Below are 24,820 nucleotides of genomic sequence, written 5' to 3' on the forward strand. Positions count from 1 at the left end.
ATATGATTGAGAAGATAATAGAATGGTCTGTTAGAAATAAACTTATCGTTGTTTCCCTTTCTCTTATAGTACTTGGAGCATCAATATGGGCTTTAAAGAACACACCCCTTGACGCGATACCTGATCTATCACCGCCTCAGGTTATCGTTTACACAAAATGGCAGGGTCAGTCCCCTTCCGTTGTTGAGGATCAGATAACCTATCCTGTAGTCTCTACACTGCTGTCAGCTCCTGAGATAGAAACAGTTAGAGGGATATCCTCATTTGAGACTTCTGCTGTTTATGTGATCTTCAAAGAGGGAACTGATATATACTGGGCGAGGAGCAGGGTTCTTGAGTATCTTTCCCAGATAAAAGATAAACTCCCAAAAACTGCAGAGGTTACACTTGGACCTGACGCTACAGGTGTTGGATGGGTTTACCAGTACGCCCTTTATTCAGACAAGAGAAATCTGTGGCAGCTAAGAACACTTCAGGACTGGTATCTAAAATATACACTTCTTGGTGTTGACGGAGTCTCAGAGGTTGCATCTATAGGTGGTTTTGTTAAAGGCTACCAGATAACTTTAAATCCGCAGAAACTGAGAGCTTACGATATCTCACTTAAACAGGTAATCAGTTCATTAAAAATGAATAACAATGACACAGGTGGGAGAATAATAGAGAGCAACGGATTTGAGTTTATAATTCAGGGTATCGGCTACATAAAAACACTGGATGATATAAAGGATATAACCGTTAAGATCACTCCAAACGGTATTCCTGTCAGGATAAAGGATATTGCAAGGGTTGAGCTTGTTCCTATGAACAGAAGGGGTATGGCTGATCTGAACGGTCTTGGTGAGGTTGTTGGCGGAATAGTTGTGATGCGTTTTGGAGAGAACGCATACCAGGTTATACAGAGAGTTAAAGAGAAGATAAAAGAGATAAAGGAAAACCTCCCTGAAGATATAAAGATAATCACTACCTACGACAGATCACAGCTTATAGAGAAGGCTGTTAACACACTTAAAAGAACATTGATTGAGGAGAGTATAATAGTTCTGATAGTTATAGGTATATTCCTTTTCCATTTCAGAAGTTCACTTGTGATCATTATCACTCTCCCACTTGCTGTGATAACAGGATTTCTGTTTATGAAGTTCTTCAACATAACATCAAATATTATGTCACTTGGTGGAATCGCGATAGCGATCGGAGCTATGGTGGATGCTGCCATTGTTATGGTTGAAAATGCCCATAAACATCTTGAAAAGCTGAGAAAAGAAAAAGGTGAATACACAGACAGAGAGAGAATAGAAGCTATAGTAAAGGCAGCAAAACAGGTTGGAAGACCTATATTCTTTGCACTTCTCCTAATTGTTGTCTCATTTCTTCCCGTCTTTGCCCTCTCAGGTCAGGAAGGTATGCTATTCAAACCCCTCGCCTTCACAAAGACATTTACAATGCTCGCAGCTTCAGTTTTTGCTGTAACACTTGTTCCTATACTTATGGTATGGCTTATTAAAGGAAGAATAGTATCTGAGGAAAAAAACCCGGTTAACTGGATACTTATAAAGATATACTCACCTATTATAAAACTGACATTGAAGGTGAGATATCTGGTCATAATACTTGCTGTTGTTGCTATAGGAATGGTCTACCCGATATACAAAAAGCTGAGCTGGGAATTTATGCCTATGTTAAACGAACAGACATTTATGTATATGCCTGTTACACCTTACGGCATATCTATAACACAGGCAAGGGAACTGACACAGCTTACGGATAAAATACTCGCATCTTTCCCTGAGGTTGATACAGTCTTCGGGAAAGCAGGAAGGGCTGAAACAGCTACAGATCCAGCACCCCTTTCTATGATTGAGACGATAATCACATTTAAACCGAAGGAGTACTGGAGAGAAGGTGTAACATTCCAGTCATTAATGCAGGAGATGGAAGAAAAACTCCAGGTTCCCGGGCTCACAAACAGCTGGACATATCCTATAAGGGGAAGGATAGATATGCTCCTTACAGGTATAAGAACCCCACTTGGTATAAAGCTTTACGGTGATGATCTTGATAAGCTTCAGGAGTATGCTGGAAAGATAGAGAAGGCTCTCCAGAAACTTCCCGAAAGTATGTCTGTGTTCGCTGACAGAGTTGCTCAGGGATATTTCCTTAACATAAAGATAGACAGGAAAAAGATAGCAAGATACGGTCTTTCCATTGAGGATGTTGAGAGTATTATTCAGATGGGAATAGGTGGAATGCCTGTTTCAACGATATACCACGGTCTTGAGAGGTATCCCTTACTTGTCAGGTATGAAAAGGATTACAGGGAGAATATTGAGGCATTAAAAAATCTTATAATTCCAACACCTGACGGCAGAGGTATACCGCTAAAGGCTGTTGCGGATGTATACTACGACGAAGCCCCATCTGTGATAAAGTCTGAAAAAGGTATGAAGGTGGTTTTTGTATACATAACACCTCACCAGAATGTAACACCTGAAGAGTATGTGGAAAAAGCAAAAAAAGTTCTATCACAGATAAAACTTCCTCAGGGGTTCTTTATTGAGTGGGCGGGGCAGAGCCAATATTTAGAGCATGCAAAGGAAAGACTTATGTATATCATACCTCTAACAGTGGCGATAATATTTTTACTCGTTTATTTCACATTCAGAAGTATAAAGAACACCCTTATTATTCTTCTGTCTATACCTTTTGCCCTTCTTGGTGGGCTGTGGTATATAGACTACCTGAACTTTAATATGAGTATAGCTGTTGTTGTTGGGTTTTTAGCCCTTTTAGGTGTTGCTGCTGAGACAGCTATAGTAATGATAATATATCTTGAAGAGGCTGTAAAAAGCAGACTTAAACAGTTTAAAACGATAACGGAAAAACAGTTCTACGATGCGATATATGAAGGAGCTGTTCTCAGAATACGTCCAAAGATGATGACAGTTTCAGCCATACTTGCTGGTCTATTACCGATAATGTACATAACAGGTGTAGGGTCAGAGGTTATGCAGAGGATCGCAGCACCTATGATAGGTGGTGTTGTAAGCTCTGCTATCCTTACACTTGTGATAATACCTGCTATATACACGGTCACAAAAAAGTATGAACTTAAAAGGAATAAACTGTTAAAATCTTAGTTAAAACTTCTGGAGGAAGTAAAAATGAAAAGGATATTCTCTTCTCTGTTAACATTATTAATATTAATAACTTTTTCTGTAGCATCTGATACTGACAGAGGTAAGGATATAAAACAGCTCAATATAGGTAAGCCATGCTGTTCAAATTGTGATGAAAAAAAGGTGGAGAAGCCTAATAAACCTTCATGTCCTAACTGTGCCGAATCTAAAAAGCCCTGCTGTAAAGATGGTTAATATCTTGACATAATAGTTAATAAGTCTTATATTGATTAATAACCTTTATCTGAAATTTTATCTGAGTTTATCTGACTGAAGAGAAGTGCTACTAACTTCTTCATCTGAAGGGGCATTTAGCCCCATTTTTTATTTCCAAACCCCTTTAATCTCAGTATTGCATTTAGGACATCTTCCATCTTTAAGATTGTTCTTTACGAACTGGCCTATATGTCCTGATCTTTCTATAACTTTAAAGTTACACTCTGGGCAGTATGTTGATTCTCTGTCTTTATCATCGAGATTTCCAACATAAACGTAGTTCAGCCCGGCTTCCTTACCTATCTCGTAAGCTTTTCTTAGAGTCTCAACAGGAGTTGGTGGAACATCTGTCATCTTGTATGCAGGGAAGAATCTTGATATATGCCATGGTATATCTTTATCTAAGGATGCTATCCATTTTGCAGCCTCTTTTAATTCCTTTTCATCATCGTTATAACCGGGGATTATCAGTGTTGTAAGCTCAACCCATATCCCAAGCTCCTTGGCATGTTCTATCGTTTTTAATACAGGTTTTAGTCTTGCACAGGATATATTTCTGTAAAAATCATCATTAAACGCTTTAAGATCAATATTCATAGCATCAAGATATGGAGAAAGAGTGTCTAAAGCTTCTTTTGTTTCGTATCCGCTTGATACAAAAACATTTCTTATCCCATTTTCCTTTGCTAACTTCATTGTGTCGTAGGCATACTCAAAGAAAACAACAGGTTCATTGTATGTGTATGCAATAGATGGGATGTTGTTTGTTTTACAGATATTTACTATCGTTTCAGGCATGAGCTGGATCCCGAAAACCTCTCCGTTATGCGTCTGTGGATGCTGTGATATCTCCCAGTTCTGACAGAACTTACAGCAGAAGTTACAGCCGACAGTTCCCAATGAAAATATCTGTGTTGCAGGCAGGAAATGGAATAGAGGTTTTTTCTCAACAGGATCTATATTGTATGAGGCGGCAAGTCCGTAAACTGTGAGATAAAGATTTCCATCCTCTCCAACCTTCCTTATCCCACATTTACCATACTCACCTTTAGATAAAACACATCTTTGGCTACATGCTGTACACAGAACCTTTCCGTCCTTCTTTTTTGACATCCACGCGAGAGCTTCCATACCGTCCCCTCCATTTTAATGATGGAACGGTCTTAAATATATCTTTTAGATAAAAATTATCAACCTTTAGATAAGGTTGCACCCCACCCTTTTCTTTAATAACACCGAATCTTCGCTGAAATTTCCTGCAGAGTCAAAAACTGAGGCTTTAAGATAGGCATCTACACAGGCTGGAACCCTTTCAAATATTACCTGTTTTAGTATGCCGTATCTGTTGCAGCCTAAAGGTGTAGGCTCTAAACATATCTCGTACTCGCTATATGTGCCAACTATTGTATAGTCAATATCTGGTATGTACAGCATCCAGGTTATATCAGAGCTGTTTATAACACCGTCTTCAGGGTCTGAAGCTGTGTAATCTACAGATATAGTTATATCCTCAGTTCCATCAGAATAACTGTTCGAAGGATCTGGTATATATGATCCATTTGCTGGAGAGTTTATTGTTATACTTGGGGGATAATCTGTGCAGTTTTCTATATTAACAGTTATCTGATCTTCTCCTATTTTTCCACCCTGATCAGCATATCTAACAGTTACAATATACGATCCCGGATTTAAGAATTTTCCTGTAACAGTTCTTCCGTACTTTTCACCTATATCTCCAAAAATCCACTGTATCCTTGAGTCTATGATATCTTCTCCATTACTGTCCGTCACGTCAGCTCTAAAGGTGATATCCTGTCCTGTGCAGAATGTAGAGCCGCCAGGGGGAGAAGTAATATTAACAGACGGTGGAAAATTAACAATTTTTATAAAGATATTACTGTAGGTATCATCAAATGTATCACACTGGTTTTCCTTAGTTAGACAGGCAATTATCTCAATATAGCCGTCTGTATAAGGAAGAGTTACATCAATAACAGAACCTTCACCTATTACGTCATATCCATTCCTTACAGTCCATAAAATCCTGTAATCAGACGATAGTCCATAGTACTTAGCATTTAAAACCTGAGCCTCAAATCTGATATTTCCTGAGTAAAGCTCACCATAAAAGCCGTATGTCAGATCTGGCTTATTAATAATAACCTTCAAAGGTGGAGGTTTTATCCTTTCAGCATAAAAAGGATACTTTATCCCGTCCTTTACGTAATATCCTGCCATTCTGTAGGGGTTATTTTTAAAAAGATACCCCTTGTATATTTCCACCGTTTCTTCATAACCTGCACCGGGATTTAATTTTCTGTAAGTATGGATTATCTCTACCTCTGAAGGATTGGAGCTGTTTACTTTTAGCTGATAATTATGAATTGTGTGATATCTGATTGTACCATCTGGTTCTAAATCATAATACTCATCTATTCCAGTGTAAGTCTTTAAATCACCATCAGTAGTAAAACTGTCAAAATTAACACCTTTAATTTCGTCAAAGCCGTCAATTATTGTCCACTGACCTTTGTAAGTTTCATCTGTTATTTCTGTTGGATGTTCTCTAAAGTCGTATTTAAAGCAGTAATTACCACCGTATGGACATTCAAGGAAGTCTTTAAACGCTAAAAAGCCGTATTTACTTCCGTCTATATCGTCTGTATAGTAGCCAGCCATCCATTTTTTGTTTTCACTGAAAAAGCTATTAAAAATTTTCCCCTGCTGATTTTCATCAGGTTTCATATCTGGATTGTTTCTGTTGAAATAGAATGTGAAGCTTCTGGTTTTATCAAGATATACATTACCGGTGTAGTTTCCGTTTACTCTAAACCCGTTGTTATTATTATCAAAGAATGTACCCACTCTATTATCTCTAAATTTAAAACTCATTGAACCGGGAATATGGTAAATATCTAATCTACCAGCAGGTTTTTTAGTGGGTTCTCCTGTTTCAGATCCAGATCCAAAGTGTATCTCCCACCTTCCTAAAATAGTAACCGTAGGTATATATCTTTGATTAAAGATTGAAGGATCTATTACACTGTTTATAACAACAGCAGAGTGAACAACCCCTTCCGTTGCCCATTTATAATCCATCAGTATGAATCCGTCGGAGTCTTCATCTGCCTCAACAGGTCTTCCCTTGAATATCTCATTCCCGTCAGAATCAAGAACAGGGTTTCCATCTTCATCCACAACTTTCTGTAAGCCCCATGAGTTTTTTACTATAAAGGCATTTTTACTGTCGTCATATCCAACGATCAACATCGCATGACCACCGCTTCTGTCCGAAGGATCATAAGGACTTTTTGGAACCCAGACTCCATTTTTGAACTCTGCCGGACTTAATGTTGTTCCAAAAACTATGACCCTTCCATCGGCCAGATTTCTTTTGTACCAGTTCAGGTCTGTAAGTTCTGAGCTGCGTGCTGTTCTTTTTTCAGCTATACCAAACATTGCATTAGCACTGTTTAAAAAAATAAAATGGTTTGAAATATCCTTTTCTACACACAGGAATCCGTATTTCTGGGGAAATTTAAACCTGTTTTTGTAATCAGATAGCTCCTTTACACCAAAAAGTTCAAAGCTGTTTGAAAAAACGCCTGACTGATAAAGATTAAAATCATTAAAGGCTTTCTGTGTATAGGAAGGATTTTTATTTCTGTAACCATTCCAGCTGTATTTTGGGTTGTCATTTTCTGATGAATCCTCTGTTGGTGATTCTGCTGTCCTTTCAAAACAGCTGTCAGAGATATAGTCATCTGTTACAGATCTGTAGTTTGGGACAACTATGTAGTATCTCAGGAGATTCGCCAAATAAGGAACCTGTGAACCTCCCCAGCTTCCCAGCATAGTCTCTGTTACTGGCAGGTCTGTATTTTTTCTGAGATGGAGCATCTTCTGAAGATGGTTTATATACTGTTCTGAGAGGTTCAGATTTAAACCGAACTGACTTTTATACATCGCCTCAACACCTGCAGCTACAGCAAAGCTCACGCAAGTTCCCCTACTACCCTGATTTTTTATACCTGTCTGTATATCTTTTAAAAAGACCTTCTCTGGAAGTTCACCTGCTATAAAGATCCCCTCTTTTTTTGAAAGTTCTTCTTCAAACTTTGATATCAGCTCGTTATATTCTATATCTTTTTTTATCTCTTCCTCTGTTAAAAGCTTAAACTCTTTACCATCAGAGGTTTTGTAAACAGGTCTTTCTGAGTCAGAAGTTTCTATATTACTATCAATTTGGGTCTGATTACCGCCACCGCCGCCACAGGAGTATATATAAACAGATATAAAAAGTATAAAAATTCTGATAACATTCTTCATGACATCCTCCGGAAGGAAGAAGAGAAAGAATCAGAGATTACAGGAGGTTATCTCTGGACTTTCTCATTAATAGCTTATTAATAATGAAATTTATATTAAGTATATTTATCTAATATTTCAATGTGATTAAAAATTTGATGAAAAAATCAATCTTTATATAAAGATTCAGCCTATCATGTTAAAATATTTAACCAAATCACTGAAAAACTGAGGTATATGTATGCCTAAAAGAACAGATATAAACAGAATACTTCTGATAGGATCAGGGCCTATCATAATAGGTCAGGCTGCTGAGTTTGATTATTCAGGAACTCAGGGAGCAAAAGCATTAAAAGAGGAAGGTTATGAGGTAATACTTGTTAACTCTAATCCTGCAACAATAATGACAGATCCCGAAGTTGCTGACAAAACATATATTGAGCCTCTTATAACACCTGTTATAGAAAAAATAATAGAAAGGGAGAGACCTGATGCACTTCTCCCAACACTTGGAGGACAGACAGCCTTAAATCTCGCTGTTGATCTTTACGAGAAAGGGATACTTGATAAATACAATGTGAAGATGATTGGAGCTAACTACGAGGCTATAAAGAAGGCTGAGGACAGGGAGCTTTTTAAAGAGGCTATGGAAAAGATCGGTCTTGAGATGCCTAAAAGTGCTGTTGTTAAATCACTTGCTGAAGCGGAAGAGATAATAGACTGGATAGGATTTCCTGTGATAATCAGGCCTTCATTTACACTTGGTGGAACCGGTGGATCTATAGCTTACAACAGGGATGAGTTTTACTACAAGGTGAAAGCAGGACTCGATGCATCCCCTGTTCACGAGGTTCTTCTTGAGGAGAGCGTTTTGGGCTGGAAAGAGTTTGAGATGGAGGTTATGAGGGATAAGAATGATAACTGTGTTATTATCTGTTCAATAGAGAATCTTGATCCAATGGGAATCCATACAGGGGACAGTATAACAATTGCTCCTGCTATGACACTTACAGATAAAGAGTACCAGATGCTGAGGGATTACTCTATAGCTGTTATAAGGGAGATAGGTGTTGAGACCGGAGGATCAAATGTTCAGTTCTCCCAAAACCCTGAAACGGGACAGTTTTATGTTATTGAGATGAATCCAAGGGTCTCAAGATCTTCAGCTTTAGCATCAAAGGCTACAGGTTTCCCGATAGCAAAGATAGCGGCGAAACTTGCTGTGGGGTATACACTTGACGAGCTTCCTAACGATATAACGAAGGAAACTCCTGCATCTTTTGAGCCTACGATAGATTATGTTGTTACAAAGATACCTAGATTTGATTTTGCAAAATTTCCTGAAGCTGATCCAACACTCACAACAATGATGAAATCTGTTGGAGAGGTTATGGCTATAGGCAGAACATTTAAAGAAAGTCTTCATAAAGCTATAAGAAGTCTTGAACTTGGAAGATACGGTTTTTATATAGGTCTTGAAAAAGAAGATGAAGAGGAGATAAGAAAGAAAGTTATAACGCCGAATGCTGACAGGCTCTGGTATATAGCTGAAGCTTTCAGAAGGGGGTACACAGTTGATGAGATCCACCAGCTCTCACATATAGACAGATGGTTCTTACACCAGATAAAAGAGATCATTGATTATGAGATATACCTGTCTGAGAAAAACCTCTCAACAGTTACGGATGAAGAACTTGAAAAGGCAAAACAGTGGGGTTTTTCAGATAAAGAACTTGCAAGACTCTTAAAGACAACAGAAGATAAGATAAGAGAGAGAAGAATGAATGTTTCTTACAAGGTTGTAGATACATGTGCAGCAGAGTTTAAAGCTTACACACCTTACTACTACTCATCCTATGAGAGACCGTTTGGTAGAGTTACAGAAGACGGGGATGTACAGATAGTCTTTGACAGTGAAAATCTTTAAAACACTTTCTCTGCCCTCCTCTTTTCCGTATATTTAAAAAATAAACCCCCAGTGGAGGGCGGTATGATCAAAAAAATCAGAAAAAGGGACGGGCGTATAGTTCCATTTAATCCTGAAAAGATAACAAATGCCATCTGGAAGGCCATGCAGGCTGTTGGTGAAAAAGATTTCTCAACAGCTGAAAAGATCTCAAAAGAGGTTGTCAGAGAACTTGAAAGAACATTGAAACCTGGTGAGATACCTGATGTTGAACAGATACAGGATATAGTTGAGAGAAAACTTATAGAAGCCGGTCTTGCAAGGGTTGCTAAAGCTTACATCCTTTACAGGCAGAAAAGGGCTGAGATAAGGAAAGAAAAACAGCAGATACTGAATAAAAAAGAGATAGATGAGGTTGATAAGAGGTTTGATATAAACGCTTTAAGGGTTCTTGCAGCAAGATATCTTAACAAAGATAGAGCAGGAAAGATAATTGAAAGTCCAAAACAGCTCTTCCAGAGGGTTGCTGTAAATACTGCGCTCCCTTCTTTACTTTATGATGAGAGGGTTTACTCAAAGAAAGAGCTTAAAAAACAGCCTGTGGAAGATTTTGATCCTGAAAGGTATGAGGGAAAATTAAAGATAGGGGATTACACGCTAAACAGATACCATCTTGAAGGTCTTAAAAGGGTTTACGACAGACTTAACAATGAGAGAAGAATGAAGATCCCTTTTTCTAAATTACTGAAGATGATTGAAAAGGGGGATTTTGAAAGCTACGGCAGAGAGATAGATCAGTACTACAGCATAATGGTTGAAAAAAAGTTTATGCCTAACACACCTGTTCTTGTAAACTTTGGAAACCCTCTCGGTATGGGGATGGCATGTTTTGTTCTTGATATGGAAGACTCTATTGAGTCTATTATGGAAACATTAAAGAGAGCAGCACTCATATTTAAAGCAGGTGGTGGTTGTGGATATAACTTCTCAAAGCTCAGACCAAAGGGAGATTTTATCAGCACAACACACGGTAAAAGCTCAGGACCTATAGCGTTTATGACACTTTATGACAAGATGACAGATGTTATAAAGCAGGGAGGGGTAAGAAGGGGAGCAAATATGGGGATTTTAAACTCAGATCATCCTGATATTGAGGAGTTTATAGTTGCAAAGAAAGGGAATGTTCAGCTTACAAACTTTAATATATCAGTTTTTTTAAAGGAAGATTTCTGGGATTACTACAGAGAAAACAAACCGTATCCCCTTATAAATCCAAGGGATGGTAAGGTATGGAAGTATGTAAACCCAAGAAACCTTTTTGATACTATAGTTTATGAAGGTTGGGAATCTGCAGAACCGGGACTCTTATTTGATGACAATATAAACAGGTACAACCCTTTCCTTGAAACCTTTGGAAGAATACAGGCAACAAACCCATGTGGAGAGGTTCTTCTTTATCCAAATGAGTCCTGTGATCTTGGGTCAATAAATCTATGGGCATTTATAAAGGAGTACTATGACGGAAATGGAAGAAAGGTTGAGGTTGACTGGGATGGTCTTGAAAAAACTGTGAGAATAGCAACAAGATTTTTAGATAACGTCCTTGATATTAACAAATACCCGTTTAAAGAGATAGAAAAGGAGACTTTGAAAAACAGGAAGATAGGACTCGGAATAATGGGGCTTGCAGACTTCCTATTTGAGCTTGAGATCCCTTATAACTCCGAAGATGGAAGAAGATGGATGGAAAGGGTGATGGAGTTTGTAAATTACTACTCAAAGGAGGAATCTATACAGCTTGCGAAGGAGAGAGGAAAGTTTCCAAGTTACAACAAAAGCTTTTACAGGAAAGGAAAACTTCCTATAAGAGGGTTTGAAGAGAAGGAAAGCTGGAATTTGGACTGGGATAAACTTATAGATAAGATAAAGAAACACGGTCTTAGAAATGCTTTCACAACAGTTATTGCTCCAACAGGCTCAATAAGTATGATAGCAGGAACTACATCAGGAATAGAGCCGATATTTGCACTTGTTTATGAGAAGAAGGTCACAGTTGGAACATTTTACTATGTTGATCCGGTTTTTGAGAAAACTATGGAAAGGGAAGGGATATTTGATGATACGCTTATAAAGGATGTATCAAAGAATGAAGGATCAATACAGGATATAAAGTATATACCTGAAAAATGGAAGAAGGTTTTTGTAACAGCTATGGATATATCAGCAGAGGATCACGTTAAGGCTCTTGCTTCTGTCCAGAAATGGACTGACTCCTCAGTATCAAAAACTATAAACTTCCCGGAGGATGCCACTGTTGAGGATATGAAAAGGGCTTACCTTCTTGCCCATTACCTTGGATGTAAGGGACTGACAGTTTACAGGTATAAATCTATAAAGGGTGTCTATGTTGCCGGAGAGGAGAAGAAGGAAGAGGCAAAGCTTACACCTATAAGGGATGTTAAGGCTAAAGGTGTTTCTATATACAAAGAGTCTGTAGTCCATGAGGAAGCAGAGATTGAGCGAGGAACAAAGGGGAAAGATATCTGTCCTGTATGTGAGACGCCACTGATAAATATAGAGGGATGTAAGAAATGTCCAGTATGTGGATGGAGTGTGTGTGAGATATGATAATCATTTTTACAGGAAATGGAAAGGGGAAAACAACAGCGGCTGTAGGAACAGGTATAAGAGCTTTGGGAGCAGGGAAAAAAGTTCTGATGGTTCAGTTTATGAAGGTTAAGGAAAGATCATCTGAGTACAATGTGATTAAGGATCTTAAAGGATTTGATATATACAGTTTCGGGAGGGAGGGTTTTTATCTCCCTGAAGAGGAGCTTAAAAAAAATCCAGATCTTTTGAAGGCAGGTGTAAAACCTTTTTCAGATATTGATTTTAAACTTGCTGAGGAAGGTATCAGTTTTGTCAGACAGAGGGCATCGGAATACGATCTGATTATACTGGATGAGATCTGTGTTGCTGTTTACTACAGATTACTGGATACCAGAAAGATTACTGATCTTTTAAAAGAGTTCAGGGATAAACATTTTATACTTACAGGAAGATACTGTCCTGGAGAGATTATTGATATGGCAGATCTTGTTACAGAGATGAAGGAAGTTAAACATTACTATAGAAAAGGAGTAAAGGCTGTTAAGGGAATTGATTTTTAGTTCAGGATTTTATTTAAAAAATCAGATAGTTTGTCCGACTCTTCTGATAATGAGTATTTCATACCGGAAAGCATCCAGTAAAGTGATGATGAGATTATAGATCCAAGAAAAAATCTTGTGGCTATCTCAGGATCAACACTTTTTTTAACCTCTCCCTTTTCAATCCCCTCTTTTATTATCTTCTGTATACTGTCCCTGTAAAAAAATATAGCATCCTTCAGTTTTTCCCTTTTATCTTCACCGAGGTGTATCTCATCTGCAAAAACTATCCTGGGAAGAACTTTAGTCCTTTCAATAAGATTCAGATGTTCTCTGTACAGTATTTTTAATTTTTCCTCTGTTGTCTTACCTTTCTCTGCAGATCTGACTATCTTTTTAAGATTTTCCTTAACCTGTTCTAAAAAGTATTTAATAAGTTCGTCCTTATTTTTGAAGTATTTGTATATTGCTGGCTGTGAAACACCAAGTCTTCTCGCAATCTCTGTTGTTGAAACCGCTGAAAAGCCACTCTCAGATATTATCTGGGATATTATGAAAAAGATCTCCTCTTTCCTTTTTTCAACAGGTTTTCTTTTGTTTTTCCCCATTTTGGCCTCTCAAATAAATAACTCTCAATTAAAAAATAAAACGATAACGGTGGAAAGGCAAGTTAAAAAGAAAAGACCCCTGAAAGGGGTCTGAAATGATTATTTATTTAGAAGTGATTTTAATTCAGGAGGTAGTTTCGCAGGGTCTGGACTGTAAATCCATGCCTCATTTGGAACAGTCATGTATGCAGGACCTATATCGTTTGGATAATCACCTAAAGGCTTTATATAGTTTGGTGTTGGATTGAATATAACAAGGTTAGGATCATCAAGACTGAACTGTCCAGGACCTGTTTCTTCGTTCATAGATGTGAATATCTTTATCTGGGTCACACCGTAAAATTTAGTATCAACTTTTGCAGGATGGCATGTCATACAGAAAACACCAACCTGACTTCCGTTTTTTGTATCAACTCTGAGGTACTTCCAGTTTGGGTTTGATGGATGAGGATCATGACAGCTTACACACTGGAGAACACCGTCCCTTAAAAGCTGTTCGGGGACCTTTGCTATCTTGGGATTTGGCTTTATACCTACAGGGTGTGTCATATGGAGGAATATTGGTCTTACGCCTGCTCCACCAAACTCAGTAAGGTTATGACATCCAAGACAGAGAGCATTTATACCCTGTGTTTTCTTTCCAGTTCTTGGATTTATGTATTTATCGTTTTTCACTTTAAATATCTTCTGGGCTTTTGCGTAGTGAGGATCATGACATCCAAGACAGTCTAGACCTTCGTGAGGTCCTGCCGAGAAAACCTTGGAAGAAGCTAAAAGAAAAAAGACAAACATCAATAATGCTGAAATTTTCCTCATAGAATCCCTCCTGTGTGATTATAATTATTATGATTATCGTAATTATTATTGTTTCTGTTTAATTATATCTGATCATATTATCACAGGCAATATTTTGTGATTTTGAGTTTTATTCTCTATAATTAGGTTACTATGGAGAGTTTTATCGTATGTATTACAGGTGCAAGTGGTTCATTATACGGTATAAGGACTGTTCAGGAACTGTCATTAAGGTATAAAGTATTTCTTGTTGTTTCCAATGGTGCCTACACTGTTATGGAAAAGGAGCTTGGTATCTCAAGAGATGCTTTCATCAAAAATTTACCTGAAAATGTTGAGATCTACTCTGAGGAACAGATAGATGCTCCTGTGGCAAGTGGATCAAGATTTTCCAGTGTGAAAGGGGTTATAGTAGCTCCATGTTCAATGGGAACACTTGGCGCTGTTGCCAATGGAATTTCCAGCAATCTGATACACAGGGTTGTTGATGTTGCTCTAAAGGAAAGGAAAAAGGTATGTCTTCTTGTAAGGGAGATGCCTTACTCCCTTGTTCATATAGAGAACATGAGGAAGTTTACCCTTGCAGGTGGTATAATAGCTCCTGCATCACCAGGTTTTTACCACAGACCTGAGAGTGTTGATGATATTGTAAATTTTGTTGTAGGTAAACTGCTGGATATATTCGGTGTTGAACACTCACTTTACAGAAGATGGAGGGAGGATGAGGATAAGTGAGTGTGTTGAGCTTTATCTTTCATATATATCGGACAGATCAGCTTATACTGTAAGAAATTACAGGACTGATCTCAAACAGTTTGTCCAGTCTGTTGGGGATAAAGATATAACAGAGATTACAAAAGCGGATATAGCAAAGTTCAGGATGTTCCTTCAGGCAAACAGGAGAAAGTCATCAACAATAGCGAGAAAGCTTGCATCTGTTAACTCGTTTTTTGAGTATCTTATTGATCTTGAACTGATAAGCTCATCTCCTGTTTCTAAATCTCACAGACCTAAGGTTTCTCAGAAAATTCCTTCATCTTTATCTAACGAGGAGATCCAGAAAGTTCTCAAGTCATGTGAAAATCTCCTTGAAAAAACTGTTATTGTTCTGATGTTAACGACGGGTATAAGGTCATCTGAACTATTAAGCATCAGAAGATCGGATATACTGATAGAAAAAGACGGGAGAACTTTTGCTCCGGATACTATCCTTGAAAATTATACAGATGGAAGCGAAGTGGCTTATATAAAGATAAAAGGAAAAGGTGGAAAGGAGAGGGTTGTTCCGGTTTCAGGAAAACCTCTTAATATTCTTCTTCAGTATCTTGATAAAAACAGGGATGAAAGACTCTTTCCTTTTTCATACCATACACTCAGAAGACTGATAAGCAACATAGGCAGTAGATCAGGAATACCTCTTCATCCACATAAACTTAGGCATACAGCTGCAACAATAGCTTTAAAGTCTGGGGCAGAGCTCAGAGTTATTCAGGAGTTGCTGGGTCACGCATCTCCACTGACAACAGCAAGATATGCAAAAGTAGGTCATGAACAGCTTGTTAAGGCAACAAGGACATTGTCTGAAAGTATAGATCTATAACCTTACCGGAATCCCTTTTTCCTTTAAAAACTCTTTAAGCTCCCCTATTGTAAGCTCTTTGAAATGGAAAAGTGAGGCAGCAAGTGCAGCATCAGCCTTCCCCTCTGTGAATGCATCATAAAAATCTTCCTTTTTTCCTGCTCCACCTGAAGCTATAACAGGTATTGAAACGGCCTCACTTATGGCTCTTGTTAGAGCTATATCGTAACCATTTTTGGTTCCATCCCTGTCCATTGATGTTAGAAGTATCTCCCCTGCACCTAAATCCTCAACAGCTTTAGCCCATTCAACAGCATCTATACCTGTAGCTGTTCTTCCTCCGTTTATATAAACCTCCCATCTATCCTTGCCTGTTCTTTTTGCATCTATCGCTACCACTATTGTTGACGAACCAAATCTTACAGCAGCTGATTCTACAAGGGATGGATTTTTTACTGCGGCTGTATTTATAGATACCTTGTCAGCACCACTCTCAAGGAGTTTCCTCACATCCTCAAGTGATCTGACACCTCCCCCAACCGTTAGAGGCATAAAGACTGTCTCAGCTGTCTGTTTAACAACATCAAGTATTATATCCCTTTCTTCTGCAGATGCTGTTATATCAAGGAAAACAAGTTCGTCAGCCCCTGCCTCGTCATAGGCTTTAGCAGCCTCTACAGGGTCTCCCGCATCAACAAGATTAACAAAGTTAACACCTTTTACAACCCTTCCTTTATTAACGTCAAGACATGGGATTATTCTTTTAGCAAGCATCTCTCACCTCGTTTTTTTTAAGTTCAGGTTCTCCTTCAAGAGGTATATTTTCTATCTCTTTTATATTGAATTTTTTTAAGAAATCTCTGAAATCTCTGTTAACAGGTATTCCTTCCCTCTGAAGTATCTGAAAGAACTTACAGAATATCTTTTCTCCGTGTTTATCCAGATCAAATAAAAGTATAACCTCACTGCAGTTTTCAACTTTTTCCAGAATATCATAAAATTTCTTTCCCTTGAGAGGTATTATATTTTTAATACCTAATTTTTTTAATCTATCCTCATCTTTTTTTCCTTCTACAAGAACAACAACATTTTCTCTGCTTCCTTCTTCTTTAAGCTTTTCTTTCCAGTCTTCAAAGGAGCTGAATTCCATTATTTCTTTTTGAAAATATTCTTTAAGGCGTTTATGATCTTTTGGATTATGGATTTCAGGAGAGATCTGTCCACCTCTTCCTCTTCTAATCTCTCCCTTATGTACTCCTCACCTTTTACTTTTTTAAGGTGCTCAAGTATCTCTGTAAAAACCTCCAGAGGGTTGAATGGTTTTTCAAGAATGGCTGTCACTTTCATATGTTCAAAAAACTCCTTTTCCTCATCGGAGAGGGGACTGCTGAGGACAATAAAAGGCAGTTCTTTTATATCCTCATTTTTTCTCATAAAGGAAAGTATCTCCCAGGTTGGCTGACCGTTAAGCCTTATCTCAGCTACTATTCCGTCAATATCCCTTTCAGATGAAAGTATCTCCTTTGCCTCCTGAATTGACCTTACCTGTATCACCTTTGAGTTACTGAACTGAGCTACATCCTGTAGTACTCTGTAGGTCTCAACATCATCATCAAGCAGGAGTATCTTCATCTATCCTTCCCTTATACAAATTTTATTTCTGGCAAGGTATCTATAAATCCTTTTTCGTAAGCTTCTTTTAAGAAAAGCTCAATGGCCTTTCTTCCCCTTTCTCCGTAATCGACTGTAAGCTCATTTACATACATACCTATAAATCTGTCAGCCTTTTCCTTTGTCATTCCTCTTGCGTACTTCAATGCATACTCAACGGCCTCATCCCTGTGTTCAAGTGAGTATTTTATACTTTCCCTCAGTATTTCAGATACCTCTTTCATAACCTCTTCACCTAAATCTTTCCTGATTACATTTCCACCAAGGGGAAGTGGAAGACCTCCTGTCTTTTCGTACCACCACTTTCCTAAATCAACAATACATACAAGACCTTCATCCTGGTATGTTAACTGTCCCTCATGTATTATAAGACCTGCATCAACCTTTCCTTCCTTCACTGCAGGAATGATCTCATCAAAATCTATAACTTCGTAATCAAAATCAGAGGTTTCAAGGAAGAGTTCAAGGGCGAGAAATGCTGATGTCAGTTTACCAGGAACAGCTATCTTTTTATTCTTCAGTTCAGAAACATCAAAACTTTCCCTTGCAACAATCATTGGACCGTAATTATCGCCCATACTTGCCCCACTTGATAGAAGGGCGTACTTGTCTGCAACATACGGAAATGCATGGATTGAGATCGCACTTACCTCATAAACACCTTTTAAAGCTTTCTGGTTTAATGTCTCTATATCAGATAAAACATCAATAAATCTGTAACCCTTTGTATCAATCTTGTTCTGATTGATAGCATAAAACATAAAAGCATCATCAGAGTCAGGGCTGTGAGCCACATGGATTACCATTTTTTCTTCTTTTATAGCCATCTTACTCTCCAACAGTTATTTTTATTAATTTTATAACAATTTTACTAACTTTCCAAAGTTATAAAAGTCGTGATAAACAGGTGCTTTTATATCAACAACCTTTCCTGTAAATGGGTGTAAAAATCTAAGTCTGTATCCGTGAAGCATCTGTCTTTTTACATTCTTTGTGAGGGGATCCTCGACCTTTTTTAATCCATAAATCTTATCTCCGACTATAGGGTGTCTTATCTTTGAGGAATGGATTCTTATCTGGTGTTTCCTTCCTGTTTTTATCTCAACTTCAAAAAGAGTGAAACCCTTTGAGATCTTTTTTGTAAAAAATATTGATTTTGCGTACTTTTTATCAACAGGCATATTAACAACCTTTTTTTTGAATTTTGCCTCCCCATATGATATGGAAAGGTAAACTTTTACTACCTCTTTCCTGTGCCACAGATCCTTAAACCTGTGAAAGATCTTTTCATTTTTTGCAAATAGAAGGACTCCTGAGGTTTCCCTGTCAAGTCTGTGAATTGCCTTTAATCTTCTGTCTAAAACCTTTCTCAACTGATATTCAACTGATCCTTTTCTGCCTTCGGATTCTAAAAAAGGTGGTTTTTGAACGGCTAATATAAACTGATCTTCGTATATTACGCTTTTTTCAGGTTTCCAGCTGAAAGAGTTATCTATGTCTGCTATCTCAACGATATCACCTTTTTTTAATGTATGTGAGGCTATCCAGACCCTTTTACTGTTAACAAAAACATTTTTGCTGTCTATAATCTCTTTTGCCTTATTCTTTGTCAGGCCTAACACTTCTGAGATGAAACTCTTAAGATCTGTCTCTTTATTTACAGGAAACTTCTTCATAACTCTCCATCACATTTTTTAAGGAACTGTAATATATACCCTTTTACCTTAGGTATCAATGGTTTCCCGTGGTATTTACCTGATATAAGGATCAGGGTCCCGTTATTCAGTCTTTCCATAAGATAAAGACTTACTTTTGAAGAACCTAAAGGATCGTTTAATGAGGATACGATCATTACAGGATTTTCGTAATAGCTGAGAGAAAGATCTATCCTTTCTTTACCTACAGATACAGGTGATCCTGGAGATATTGAAACTAAACATTTTATATCCTGCTGTAATACTACAGGGAATATTGAGATTCCTCCAAGTGATGACCCTACAAGTATAACTCTTTCAGGATCAATATTCTCACTTTCAATAAGATGGTCTATCCATAGGGATATGTCATCAGGGATTAGAGAGAAATTTACATTCTGATTACTCTTTTTAAAAAAGTTGATAATATCAGCAGGTGATCTGAAATTCTCCTTGAAGAATATTTTTGTTTCTTTTCCGTTTTTCAAAATTGATTTTCCGTGCCCTCTAAGGTCTATCAGTAAAACAGCGTAACCGGACTCAATTAACGATGGGTAAAAATCCTCCCACATTTTGAGAGAACTTCCAAACTGGTGGACGAGGACAGCAACTGGAGGTTTCTTTTTACCTTCAGGTTTATAGAGCTGTCCTTTTAAAACAAAGCCGTCATCTGAAAATATCTGAACATCTTTTCCCATTGATATTCCTGTAAGTAAAATCAGATAGATAATAAAAAAGTAAAACATAGTATGTTCACCTTTCTTAATTTTGTATATATTATTTTATCAGTGATTAATTAATGGAGGCTGTTATGTTTTCTATTGATATTGAAAGAGCTGTTTCACTCGCATCTGATAAGGATCTTTTCCCGGTTATAGATAAGGTTCTTTCAGGAAAGAGGCTCTCATCTGAAGATGGTCTTAAGCTTTTTGAAACAGGCGATCTTCTGACAGTTGGGATACTCGCTAACTATGTAACGGAGAAGAAAAACGGTAAGTATGCTTACTTTGTTATAAACAGGCAGATAAACCCTACAAATATATGTGCCCTTGACTGTAAGTTCTGTGCTTTTGCAACTATGGACAGGAATGATCCAAAGGCATACGAGATGAGTTATGAGGATATTATTTCTAAAGCTGATTATGCTGTTAAACAGGGTGCATCTGAGGTTCATATAGTTGGCGGTCTTCATCCAGACTGGGATTTTCAGGTTTATCTTAATATGATCTCTATTCTGAGGAAGAACTTTCCTGATCTTCATATAAAAGCATTTACAGCTGTTGAGATAGATTACTTCTCAAGGATATCAGGACTTTCATATGAGGAGGTTCTTGTAAGTCTTAAAGAGGCAGGACTTAACAGTCTCCCAGGTGGTGGTGCAGAGATATTCTCACCAAGGGTTAGAAGAATTATCGCTCCTACAAAGATAGGCTGGAAGAAGTATCTTGAGATACACAAAACGGCTCACAGACTTGGATTAAACTCTACTGTAACAATGCTTTACGGACATGTTGAGACATATGAGGAGAGGGTTGATCATATACTTAAGATCAGAGATGCTCAGGATGAGACAGGTGGTTTTACATGCTTTATACCCCTCGCATACCAGCCTGAGAACAATGATCTGAATATAACAGAGCATACATCTGGTGTTGATGACCTGAAAACTATAGCTGTAGCAAGGCTTCTTCTTGACAATCTTCCCCATATTAAAGCCTACTGGGTTATGATAGGGGAGAAGATAGCCCAGACAGCTTTAAACTTTGGTGCTGATGATATGGATGGGACTGTTATGGAGGAGAAGATAGCACATTTTGCAGGTGCTAAATCACCAACTCAACAGCAGAAGGAGAAACTTATCAGACTTATAAAGGAAGCAGGAAAGATACCTGTTGAGAGGGATACACTTTACAACCACATACATGTTTACCAGTGATATGGATAGAAGAGATATAAAGGATTATCTTTTAGCCTTTTCTGTTTTGGCTGTTGTTCTTATAGTTTTTGTTGTGATCCTGATATCTGTTCCTTATCTTTTTTACCTGTTTTTTAAGATATTCTTTCTTACACTACAGTTTGGGATACTGTTTATAATCGTTTTCTGGCTTGTTATCGTTCTTATTGCATGGACTGTGAAAATAATATCTATCAGTAGATATTAGGACATTTGAAATCTTCAGTCTCAGGCTGTATTGTTACATGGTTTATCCCCTTTTCCCCCATTATCTGGGATATCCTCTGAACCTTTCTGTCAAACTCCTCAACAGTTACAGACGGTTTAAGGACAACATGGGCGGTAAGGTATATATCCTTTGAGGATAAAGCCCAGACATGGAGATCATGTAGTTCAAGGATATCCTTACACTCTTTTAATATAATCTCCTGTATCTCCTTTGTATTGATATCCGGTGGGACAGACTCCATAAGTATCATGTATGTTTTTTTTAAGACAGGGTATGTTTCCTTAAATATGTAGAGACTGAAAAGTATTGATATTAATGGGTCTACCCAGTAAATCTTATAGAAGTATATAAGAATACCACCGATAACCACTCCTACAGATATACCAGCATCACTGAGGAGATGCAGATATGCAGCCTTTATATTAAGGTCCTCGTGTCCATGTTTGTCCTGGTCATGTTTGTGTAATCCAAGAAAATATGCAGATAGAGCGTTTACAACAAATGCTATAAATCCCACAATGATTACATATATACTGTCAACCTCCTGTGGAAAGAAGAGCCTTTCAATACTGCTTATTATAATGAGAACGATAGCACCAACCAGGAATGCAGAGTTTATAAACCCTGCCATCGCCTCGGATCTGAGATAACCAAAAGTCATCTTTTCAGTTGGTTTTTTAGTCATAAATACAGCAGCTATAAAGGCTATAACAAGTGATATAACATCCTGAAAGTTATGGACGGCATCTGTGATAAGAGCAAGAGAGTGGGCGTATATACCAAAGCCTATCTGTGATACAACAATAATAAGGTTTAAGATTATTACAGTTATGAGTATCTTCTTTTTCTTCTCCATCCTGCCACCTTGAAAGAATAAGACTTAATATTATAATGTGTTTCCTGCGGAAAATTTAAAGGAGGTTTTTTTATTTGAATCATAAAGATGAGATTCTCAGCTTTATGGTTGATGAAGAGTATGATAGGAAGAGACTGGATCAGTTTCTGTCTTCAGTTTACCCGGAGTACTCAAGATCTTACTTCCAGAAACTTATAAAGGATGGTTATGTTTTTGAGGATGGTAAAGATATTAAAAAACCTTCTTATAAAGTCAGAAAAGGACAGGAGATAACATTGGTTATTCCACCTCCAGAAACGCTGGAGATAAAACCTGAAAATATACCTGTTGATATCCTGTTTGAGGATGAAGATATAGCTGTTGTTTACAAGCCTGCAGGTATGGTTGTTCATCCTTCTCCAGGACATACATCAGGTACTCTTGTTAACGCACTTCTTTACCATTTCAGGAATATCTCAGAGTACGGTGGAAAGGAAAGGGCTGGTATAGTTCACAGGCTTGATAAGGATACAGCAGGACTTATGATAATAGCAAAGTCAGAGTTTGCACATAAAGAGCTACAGAAACAGTTTCAGGAGAGAACCGTTGATAAAAGGTATATTGCCGTTGTAACAGGTATCGTTCAGAATGATCACGGTTTTATAGACCTTCCTATAGGAAGATCAATATACAACAGGAAGAAGATGGGAACAGAGGCAACAAATCTCAGAGATGCCCTTACAGAGTACTGGGTGAAAAATAGATCAGAAAAGGAGAATCTAACAGTTGTAGATATAAAACTTCATACAGGAAGAACACACCAGATAAGGGTACATTTCTCAGCTATTGGTCATCCATTATTCAACGATAAGGTTTATGGTTTTAAAAAGAGCCAGCTTAGATCAGAAAAGATGAGAAGTATATCAGATCAGACTTTATACCATGCACTTTTAGCTTACAGGATAGCTTTTGATCATCCAAGAACTGGAGAAAAGATAGATATAACCCTTCAGAAGTTACCTGAGCATATAAGTAAGGTTATAGAGGCTATCTGACAACATCTGCCAGAAGTTCATCTGCAAGCTGAAGACTCTTACTGTTTATCACACCTGAGAGCATTCTGGCTATCTCCATTTTCCTCTCTTCTCCAGACACCTCTTTTACTACAGCACGGGTCTTTCCATTCTCTGAAAACTTGTCTATGTAGAAATGTTTATCAGCTCTGACAGCGACCTGTGGAAGATGTGTTACAAGAACTACCTGATAGTTCTCAGAAAGCTTCTTTAGTTTATCTGCCATCAGTATGGCAGTTTTTCCTCCAATACCTGTATCTATCTCATCAAATATCATACAGTCAGTATCGCTTCCTGCAACAACCTTTAATGCAAGGGATACCCTTGAGATCTCACCACCTGAGGCTGCCTCTCCAAGAGGAGATGGTGGAATATCCTTATTACCTGAGAAAAGAAAAGAGATATCATCCTTTCCAGTCCTGTCTAACTCCTTCTCCTTTATATCAACAATAAAAGTTGCATCTTTCAGGGCAAGATCAGTTAGATGCTTTCTTACCTTTTCCTCAAGCTCTCTCCCTTTTTTCTTTCTGATAGCTGATATCTCTTCAGCCAGTTCTTTTAACTCTTTGTATGCTTTTTCTTTTTCTTTAGTTACCTCTGGTATCTCAAACTCCAAATTTTCAAGATATTCTATCCTTTTTTTAAGTTTTTCTTTGAGGATGATAAGACCCTTCTCATCTGTGTTGTATTTCATCTCAAGTCTGTTAATTAGATCCAATCTTTCCTGTATCCTGACCATTTCAGATCTATCAATATCAAGATCAAAATCAAGAAGGCTGTATGAGCTTTCTTTCAGCAGTATTCTTGCCTCTTCCAGGTTTTCCAGAATGTTTTTCAGTTCTCTATGTGTATCCGATATCTTCCCAATATCCTTTATAACCTGATCTAACTTATCAAGTATTGAGTTTTCCTCTTCTGATATATTCATAAGAGATCTTGATATGTTCTGATGTATCTCCTGAATTCTGCTTATATAGGAGTACTTTTCCTCTAAATCCTTTTTCTCCCCTTCTTTAATATCTGCCTCTTCAAGTTCCTGAAGCTGATACCTGAGTATGTCTAACTCTTTAATCCTGTTTGACTGTTCCTCCAGGAGTTTCTCTTCTTTTTTTCTAAGCTCTGTATATCTTCTGTAAACCTTCTGGTATTTTTCTAACACATCCAGAATGCCAGCGTATCTGTCCAGTATGTATCTGTGGTATTCCTTATGTAGAAGTTTTTGCTGCTGGTGCTGACCGTGTATCTCAACAACGCCTTCTGAAGCCTCTTTAACTGTTGAGAGTGTAGATCTCCTTCCATTTATATAGTAAGCACTTCTGCCTCCTTTTATCTCCCTTGATATTATCAGTGTTCCATCTTCCGAGTATTGATTATCAACATTTTCAAAGACAAGCTCAACATAGCTTCCATCTGAGAAATTTCCTTTTTTCCCAAGAACGAACTCAACAGCATCAATAATTAGAGATTTTCCGACACCTGTTTCTCCTGTGAAAACATTAAGGCCTTCGTCAAGATCTATACTTATATCTTCCATATAAAGAAATTTTTTGATATTTATCTGGGTGAGCATCTTATAGAATTTATTACATTTTTTTATCTCAGGCAATATGATCTATATTATTTG

General features: G+C 37.6%; 22 protein-coding genes. 10 read left to right on the forward strand and 12 right to left on the reverse strand.

From position 1 onward, the window contains the following. The first annotated feature begins 2 nt into the window (after window positions 1–2). Window positions 3–3,140: an efflux RND transporter permease subunit gene (locus tag PERMA_RS04250; RefSeq protein ID WP_012676416.1), complete on the forward strand. Its 3,138-nt coding sequence runs from the start codon at window positions 3–5 to the stop codon at window positions 3,138–3,140. A gap of 24 nt (window positions 3,141–3,164) precedes the next feature. Next, the gene (locus PERMA_RS04255; RefSeq protein WP_012676005.1) at window positions 3,165–3,374 is read left to right on the forward strand and encodes a hypothetical protein; all 210 of its coding nucleotides are present in this window, start codon (window positions 3,165–3,167) and stop codon (window positions 3,372–3,374) included. 129 nt (window positions 3,375–3,503) lie between these two features. Here the strand turns inward: PERMA_RS04255 and amrS are convergent, their stop codons facing one another. After that, window positions 3,504–4,526 (reverse strand): AmmeMemoRadiSam system radical SAM enzyme, encoded by a 1,023-nt coding sequence (gene amrS / locus PERMA_RS04260; protein WP_012675438.1) that lies wholly within the window; start codon window positions 4,524–4,526, stop codon window positions 3,504–3,506. A 66-nt stretch (window positions 4,527–4,592) separates the two neighbouring features. After that, on the reverse strand, window positions 4,593–7,724 hold the full coding sequence (locus tag PERMA_RS04265) for an Ig-like domain-containing protein (RefSeq protein WP_012676312.1): 3,132 nt from the start codon (window positions 7,722–7,724) through the stop codon (window positions 4,593–4,595). A 220-nt stretch (window positions 7,725–7,944) separates the two neighbouring features. On the opposite strand from PERMA_RS04265, the gene carB reads away from it, so the two are divergent. The 3 genes from carB (at window position 7,945) to PERMA_RS04280 (ending at window position 12,779) form a co-directional block, all read left to right on the forward strand. Next, window positions 7,945–9,630: a carbamoyl-phosphate synthase large subunit gene (gene carB, locus PERMA_RS04270; RefSeq protein WP_012675529.1), complete on the forward strand. Its 1,686-nt coding sequence runs from the start codon at window positions 7,945–7,947 to the stop codon at window positions 9,628–9,630. A 63-nt stretch (window positions 9,631–9,693) separates the two neighbouring features. After that, window positions 9,694–12,237: an adenosylcobalamin-dependent ribonucleoside-diphosphate reductase gene (locus tag PERMA_RS04275; RefSeq protein WP_012676631.1), complete on the forward strand. Its 2,544-nt coding sequence runs from the start codon at window positions 9,694–9,696 to the stop codon at window positions 12,235–12,237. Further along, the gene (locus tag PERMA_RS04280) at window positions 12,234–12,779 is read left to right on the forward strand and encodes a cob(I)yrinic acid a,c-diamide adenosyltransferase (RefSeq protein WP_012676111.1); all 546 of its coding nucleotides are present in this window, start codon (window positions 12,234–12,236) and stop codon (window positions 12,777–12,779) included. Before PERMA_RS04275 ends, PERMA_RS04280 begins: the two co-directional genes overlap by 4 nt. On the opposite strand, the gene PERMA_RS04285 is transcribed toward PERMA_RS04280, so the two are convergent. Together PERMA_RS04285 and PERMA_RS04290 are read right to left on the reverse strand one after the other, a co-directional pair. Next, window positions 12,776–13,366 (reverse strand): TetR/AcrR family transcriptional regulator, encoded by a 591-nt coding sequence (locus PERMA_RS04285; protein ID WP_012675962.1) that lies wholly within the window; start codon window positions 13,364–13,366, stop codon window positions 12,776–12,778. The two genes, PERMA_RS04280 and PERMA_RS04285, sit on opposite strands and share 4 nt — an antisense overlap. Before the next feature lie 99 nt (window positions 13,367–13,465). Beyond that, window positions 13,466–14,182: a cytochrome c3 family protein gene (locus PERMA_RS04290; RefSeq protein ID WP_015898955.1), complete on the reverse strand. Its 717-nt coding sequence runs from the start codon at window positions 14,180–14,182 to the stop codon at window positions 13,466–13,468. Window positions 14,183–14,314: 132 nt separating this feature from the next. Here PERMA_RS04290 and PERMA_RS04295 point away from each other — a divergent pair, with 132 nt between their 5' ends. After that, on the forward strand, window positions 14,315–14,896 hold the full coding sequence (locus tag PERMA_RS04295; RefSeq protein WP_012675764.1) for a UbiX family flavin prenyltransferase: 582 nt from the start codon (window positions 14,315–14,317) through the stop codon (window positions 14,894–14,896). Further along, the gene (locus tag PERMA_RS04300; protein WP_012676054.1) at window positions 14,883–15,761 is read left to right on the forward strand and encodes a tyrosine-type recombinase/integrase; all 879 of its coding nucleotides are present in this window, start codon (window positions 14,883–14,885) and stop codon (window positions 15,759–15,761) included. Before PERMA_RS04295 ends, PERMA_RS04300 begins: the two co-directional genes overlap by 14 nt. On the opposite strand, the gene hisF is transcribed toward PERMA_RS04300, so the two are convergent. From hisF to PERMA_RS04330, 6 genes are read right to left on the reverse strand one after another with little or no spacing between them, the layout of a single operon-like run. Then, window positions 15,756–16,514, reverse strand: coding sequence for an imidazole glycerol phosphate synthase subunit HisF (gene hisF / locus PERMA_RS04305; RefSeq protein WP_012676316.1), 759 nt, complete (start codon window positions 16,512–16,514; stop codon window positions 15,756–15,758). The genes PERMA_RS04300 and hisF overlap by 6 nt on opposite strands. Then, window positions 16,504–16,890 (reverse strand): toprim domain-containing protein, encoded by a 387-nt coding sequence (locus PERMA_RS04310; protein WP_012676596.1) that lies wholly within the window; start codon window positions 16,888–16,890, stop codon window positions 16,504–16,506. The genes hisF and PERMA_RS04310 overlap by 11 nt, the downstream gene beginning before the upstream one ends. Further along, window positions 16,890–17,372: a response regulator gene (locus PERMA_RS04315; RefSeq protein ID WP_012675620.1), complete on the reverse strand. Its 483-nt coding sequence runs from the start codon at window positions 17,370–17,372 to the stop codon at window positions 16,890–16,892. Before PERMA_RS04315 ends, PERMA_RS04310 begins: the two co-directional genes overlap by 1 nt. An 11-nt stretch (window positions 17,373–17,383) precedes the next feature. Continuing rightward, window positions 17,384–18,217, reverse strand: a complete 834-nt coding sequence (locus PERMA_RS04320) for a menaquinone biosynthesis family protein (protein WP_041531038.1) — start codon at window positions 18,215–18,217, stop codon at window positions 17,384–17,386. A 51-nt stretch (window positions 18,218–18,268) separates the two neighbouring features. Continuing rightward, window positions 18,269–19,087, reverse strand: coding sequence for an RluA family pseudouridine synthase (locus PERMA_RS04325; RefSeq protein WP_012676857.1), 819 nt, complete (start codon window positions 19,085–19,087; stop codon window positions 18,269–18,271). Further along, entirely contained in the window at window positions 19,084–19,851 is a 768-nt protein-coding gene (locus PERMA_RS04330) for an alpha/beta hydrolase family protein (protein ID WP_012675713.1), read from the reverse strand. The genes PERMA_RS04325 and PERMA_RS04330 overlap by 4 nt, the downstream gene beginning before the upstream one ends. Window positions 19,852–19,916: 65 nt before the next feature. On the opposite strand from PERMA_RS04330, the gene mqnE reads away from it, so the two are divergent. After that, window positions 19,917–21,041, forward strand: coding sequence for an aminofutalosine synthase MqnE (gene mqnE, locus PERMA_RS04335; RefSeq protein ID WP_041530881.1), 1,125 nt, complete (start codon window positions 19,917–19,919; stop codon window positions 21,039–21,041). A 1-nt stretch (window position 21,042) separates the two neighbouring features. Then, window positions 21,043–21,267 carry a hypothetical protein gene (locus PERMA_RS04340; protein ID WP_012676956.1) on the forward strand — a complete coding sequence of 75 codons (225 nt, stop codon included), beginning with the start codon at window positions 21,043–21,045 and terminating at the stop codon, window positions 21,265–21,267. Here the strand turns inward: PERMA_RS04340 and PERMA_RS04345 are convergent. Beyond that, entirely contained in the window at window positions 21,254–22,144 is an 891-nt protein-coding gene (locus tag PERMA_RS04345) for a cation diffusion facilitator family transporter (protein ID WP_012676065.1), read from the reverse strand. The two genes, PERMA_RS04340 and PERMA_RS04345, sit on opposite strands and share 14 nt — an antisense overlap. A 74-nt stretch (window positions 22,145–22,218) precedes the next feature. On the opposite strand from PERMA_RS04345, the gene PERMA_RS04350 reads away from it, so the two are divergent. Beyond that, entirely contained in the window at window positions 22,219–23,178 is a 960-nt protein-coding gene (locus PERMA_RS04350) for an RluA family pseudouridine synthase (RefSeq protein WP_012676238.1), read from the forward strand. On the opposite strand, the gene recN is transcribed toward PERMA_RS04350, so the two are convergent. Beyond that, window positions 23,171–24,802 (reverse strand): DNA repair protein RecN, encoded by a 1,632-nt coding sequence (gene recN / locus PERMA_RS04355; RefSeq protein ID WP_012675575.1) that lies wholly within the window; start codon window positions 24,800–24,802, stop codon window positions 23,171–23,173. The two genes, PERMA_RS04350 and recN, sit on opposite strands and share 8 nt — an antisense overlap. Window positions 24,803–24,820 lie beyond the last annotated feature (18 nt).

It is taken from the genome of Persephonella marina EX-H1, assembly GCF_000021565.1.
Taxonomy (GTDB): Bacteria; Aquificota; Aquificia; order Aquificales; family Hydrogenothermaceae; genus Persephonella; species Persephonella marina.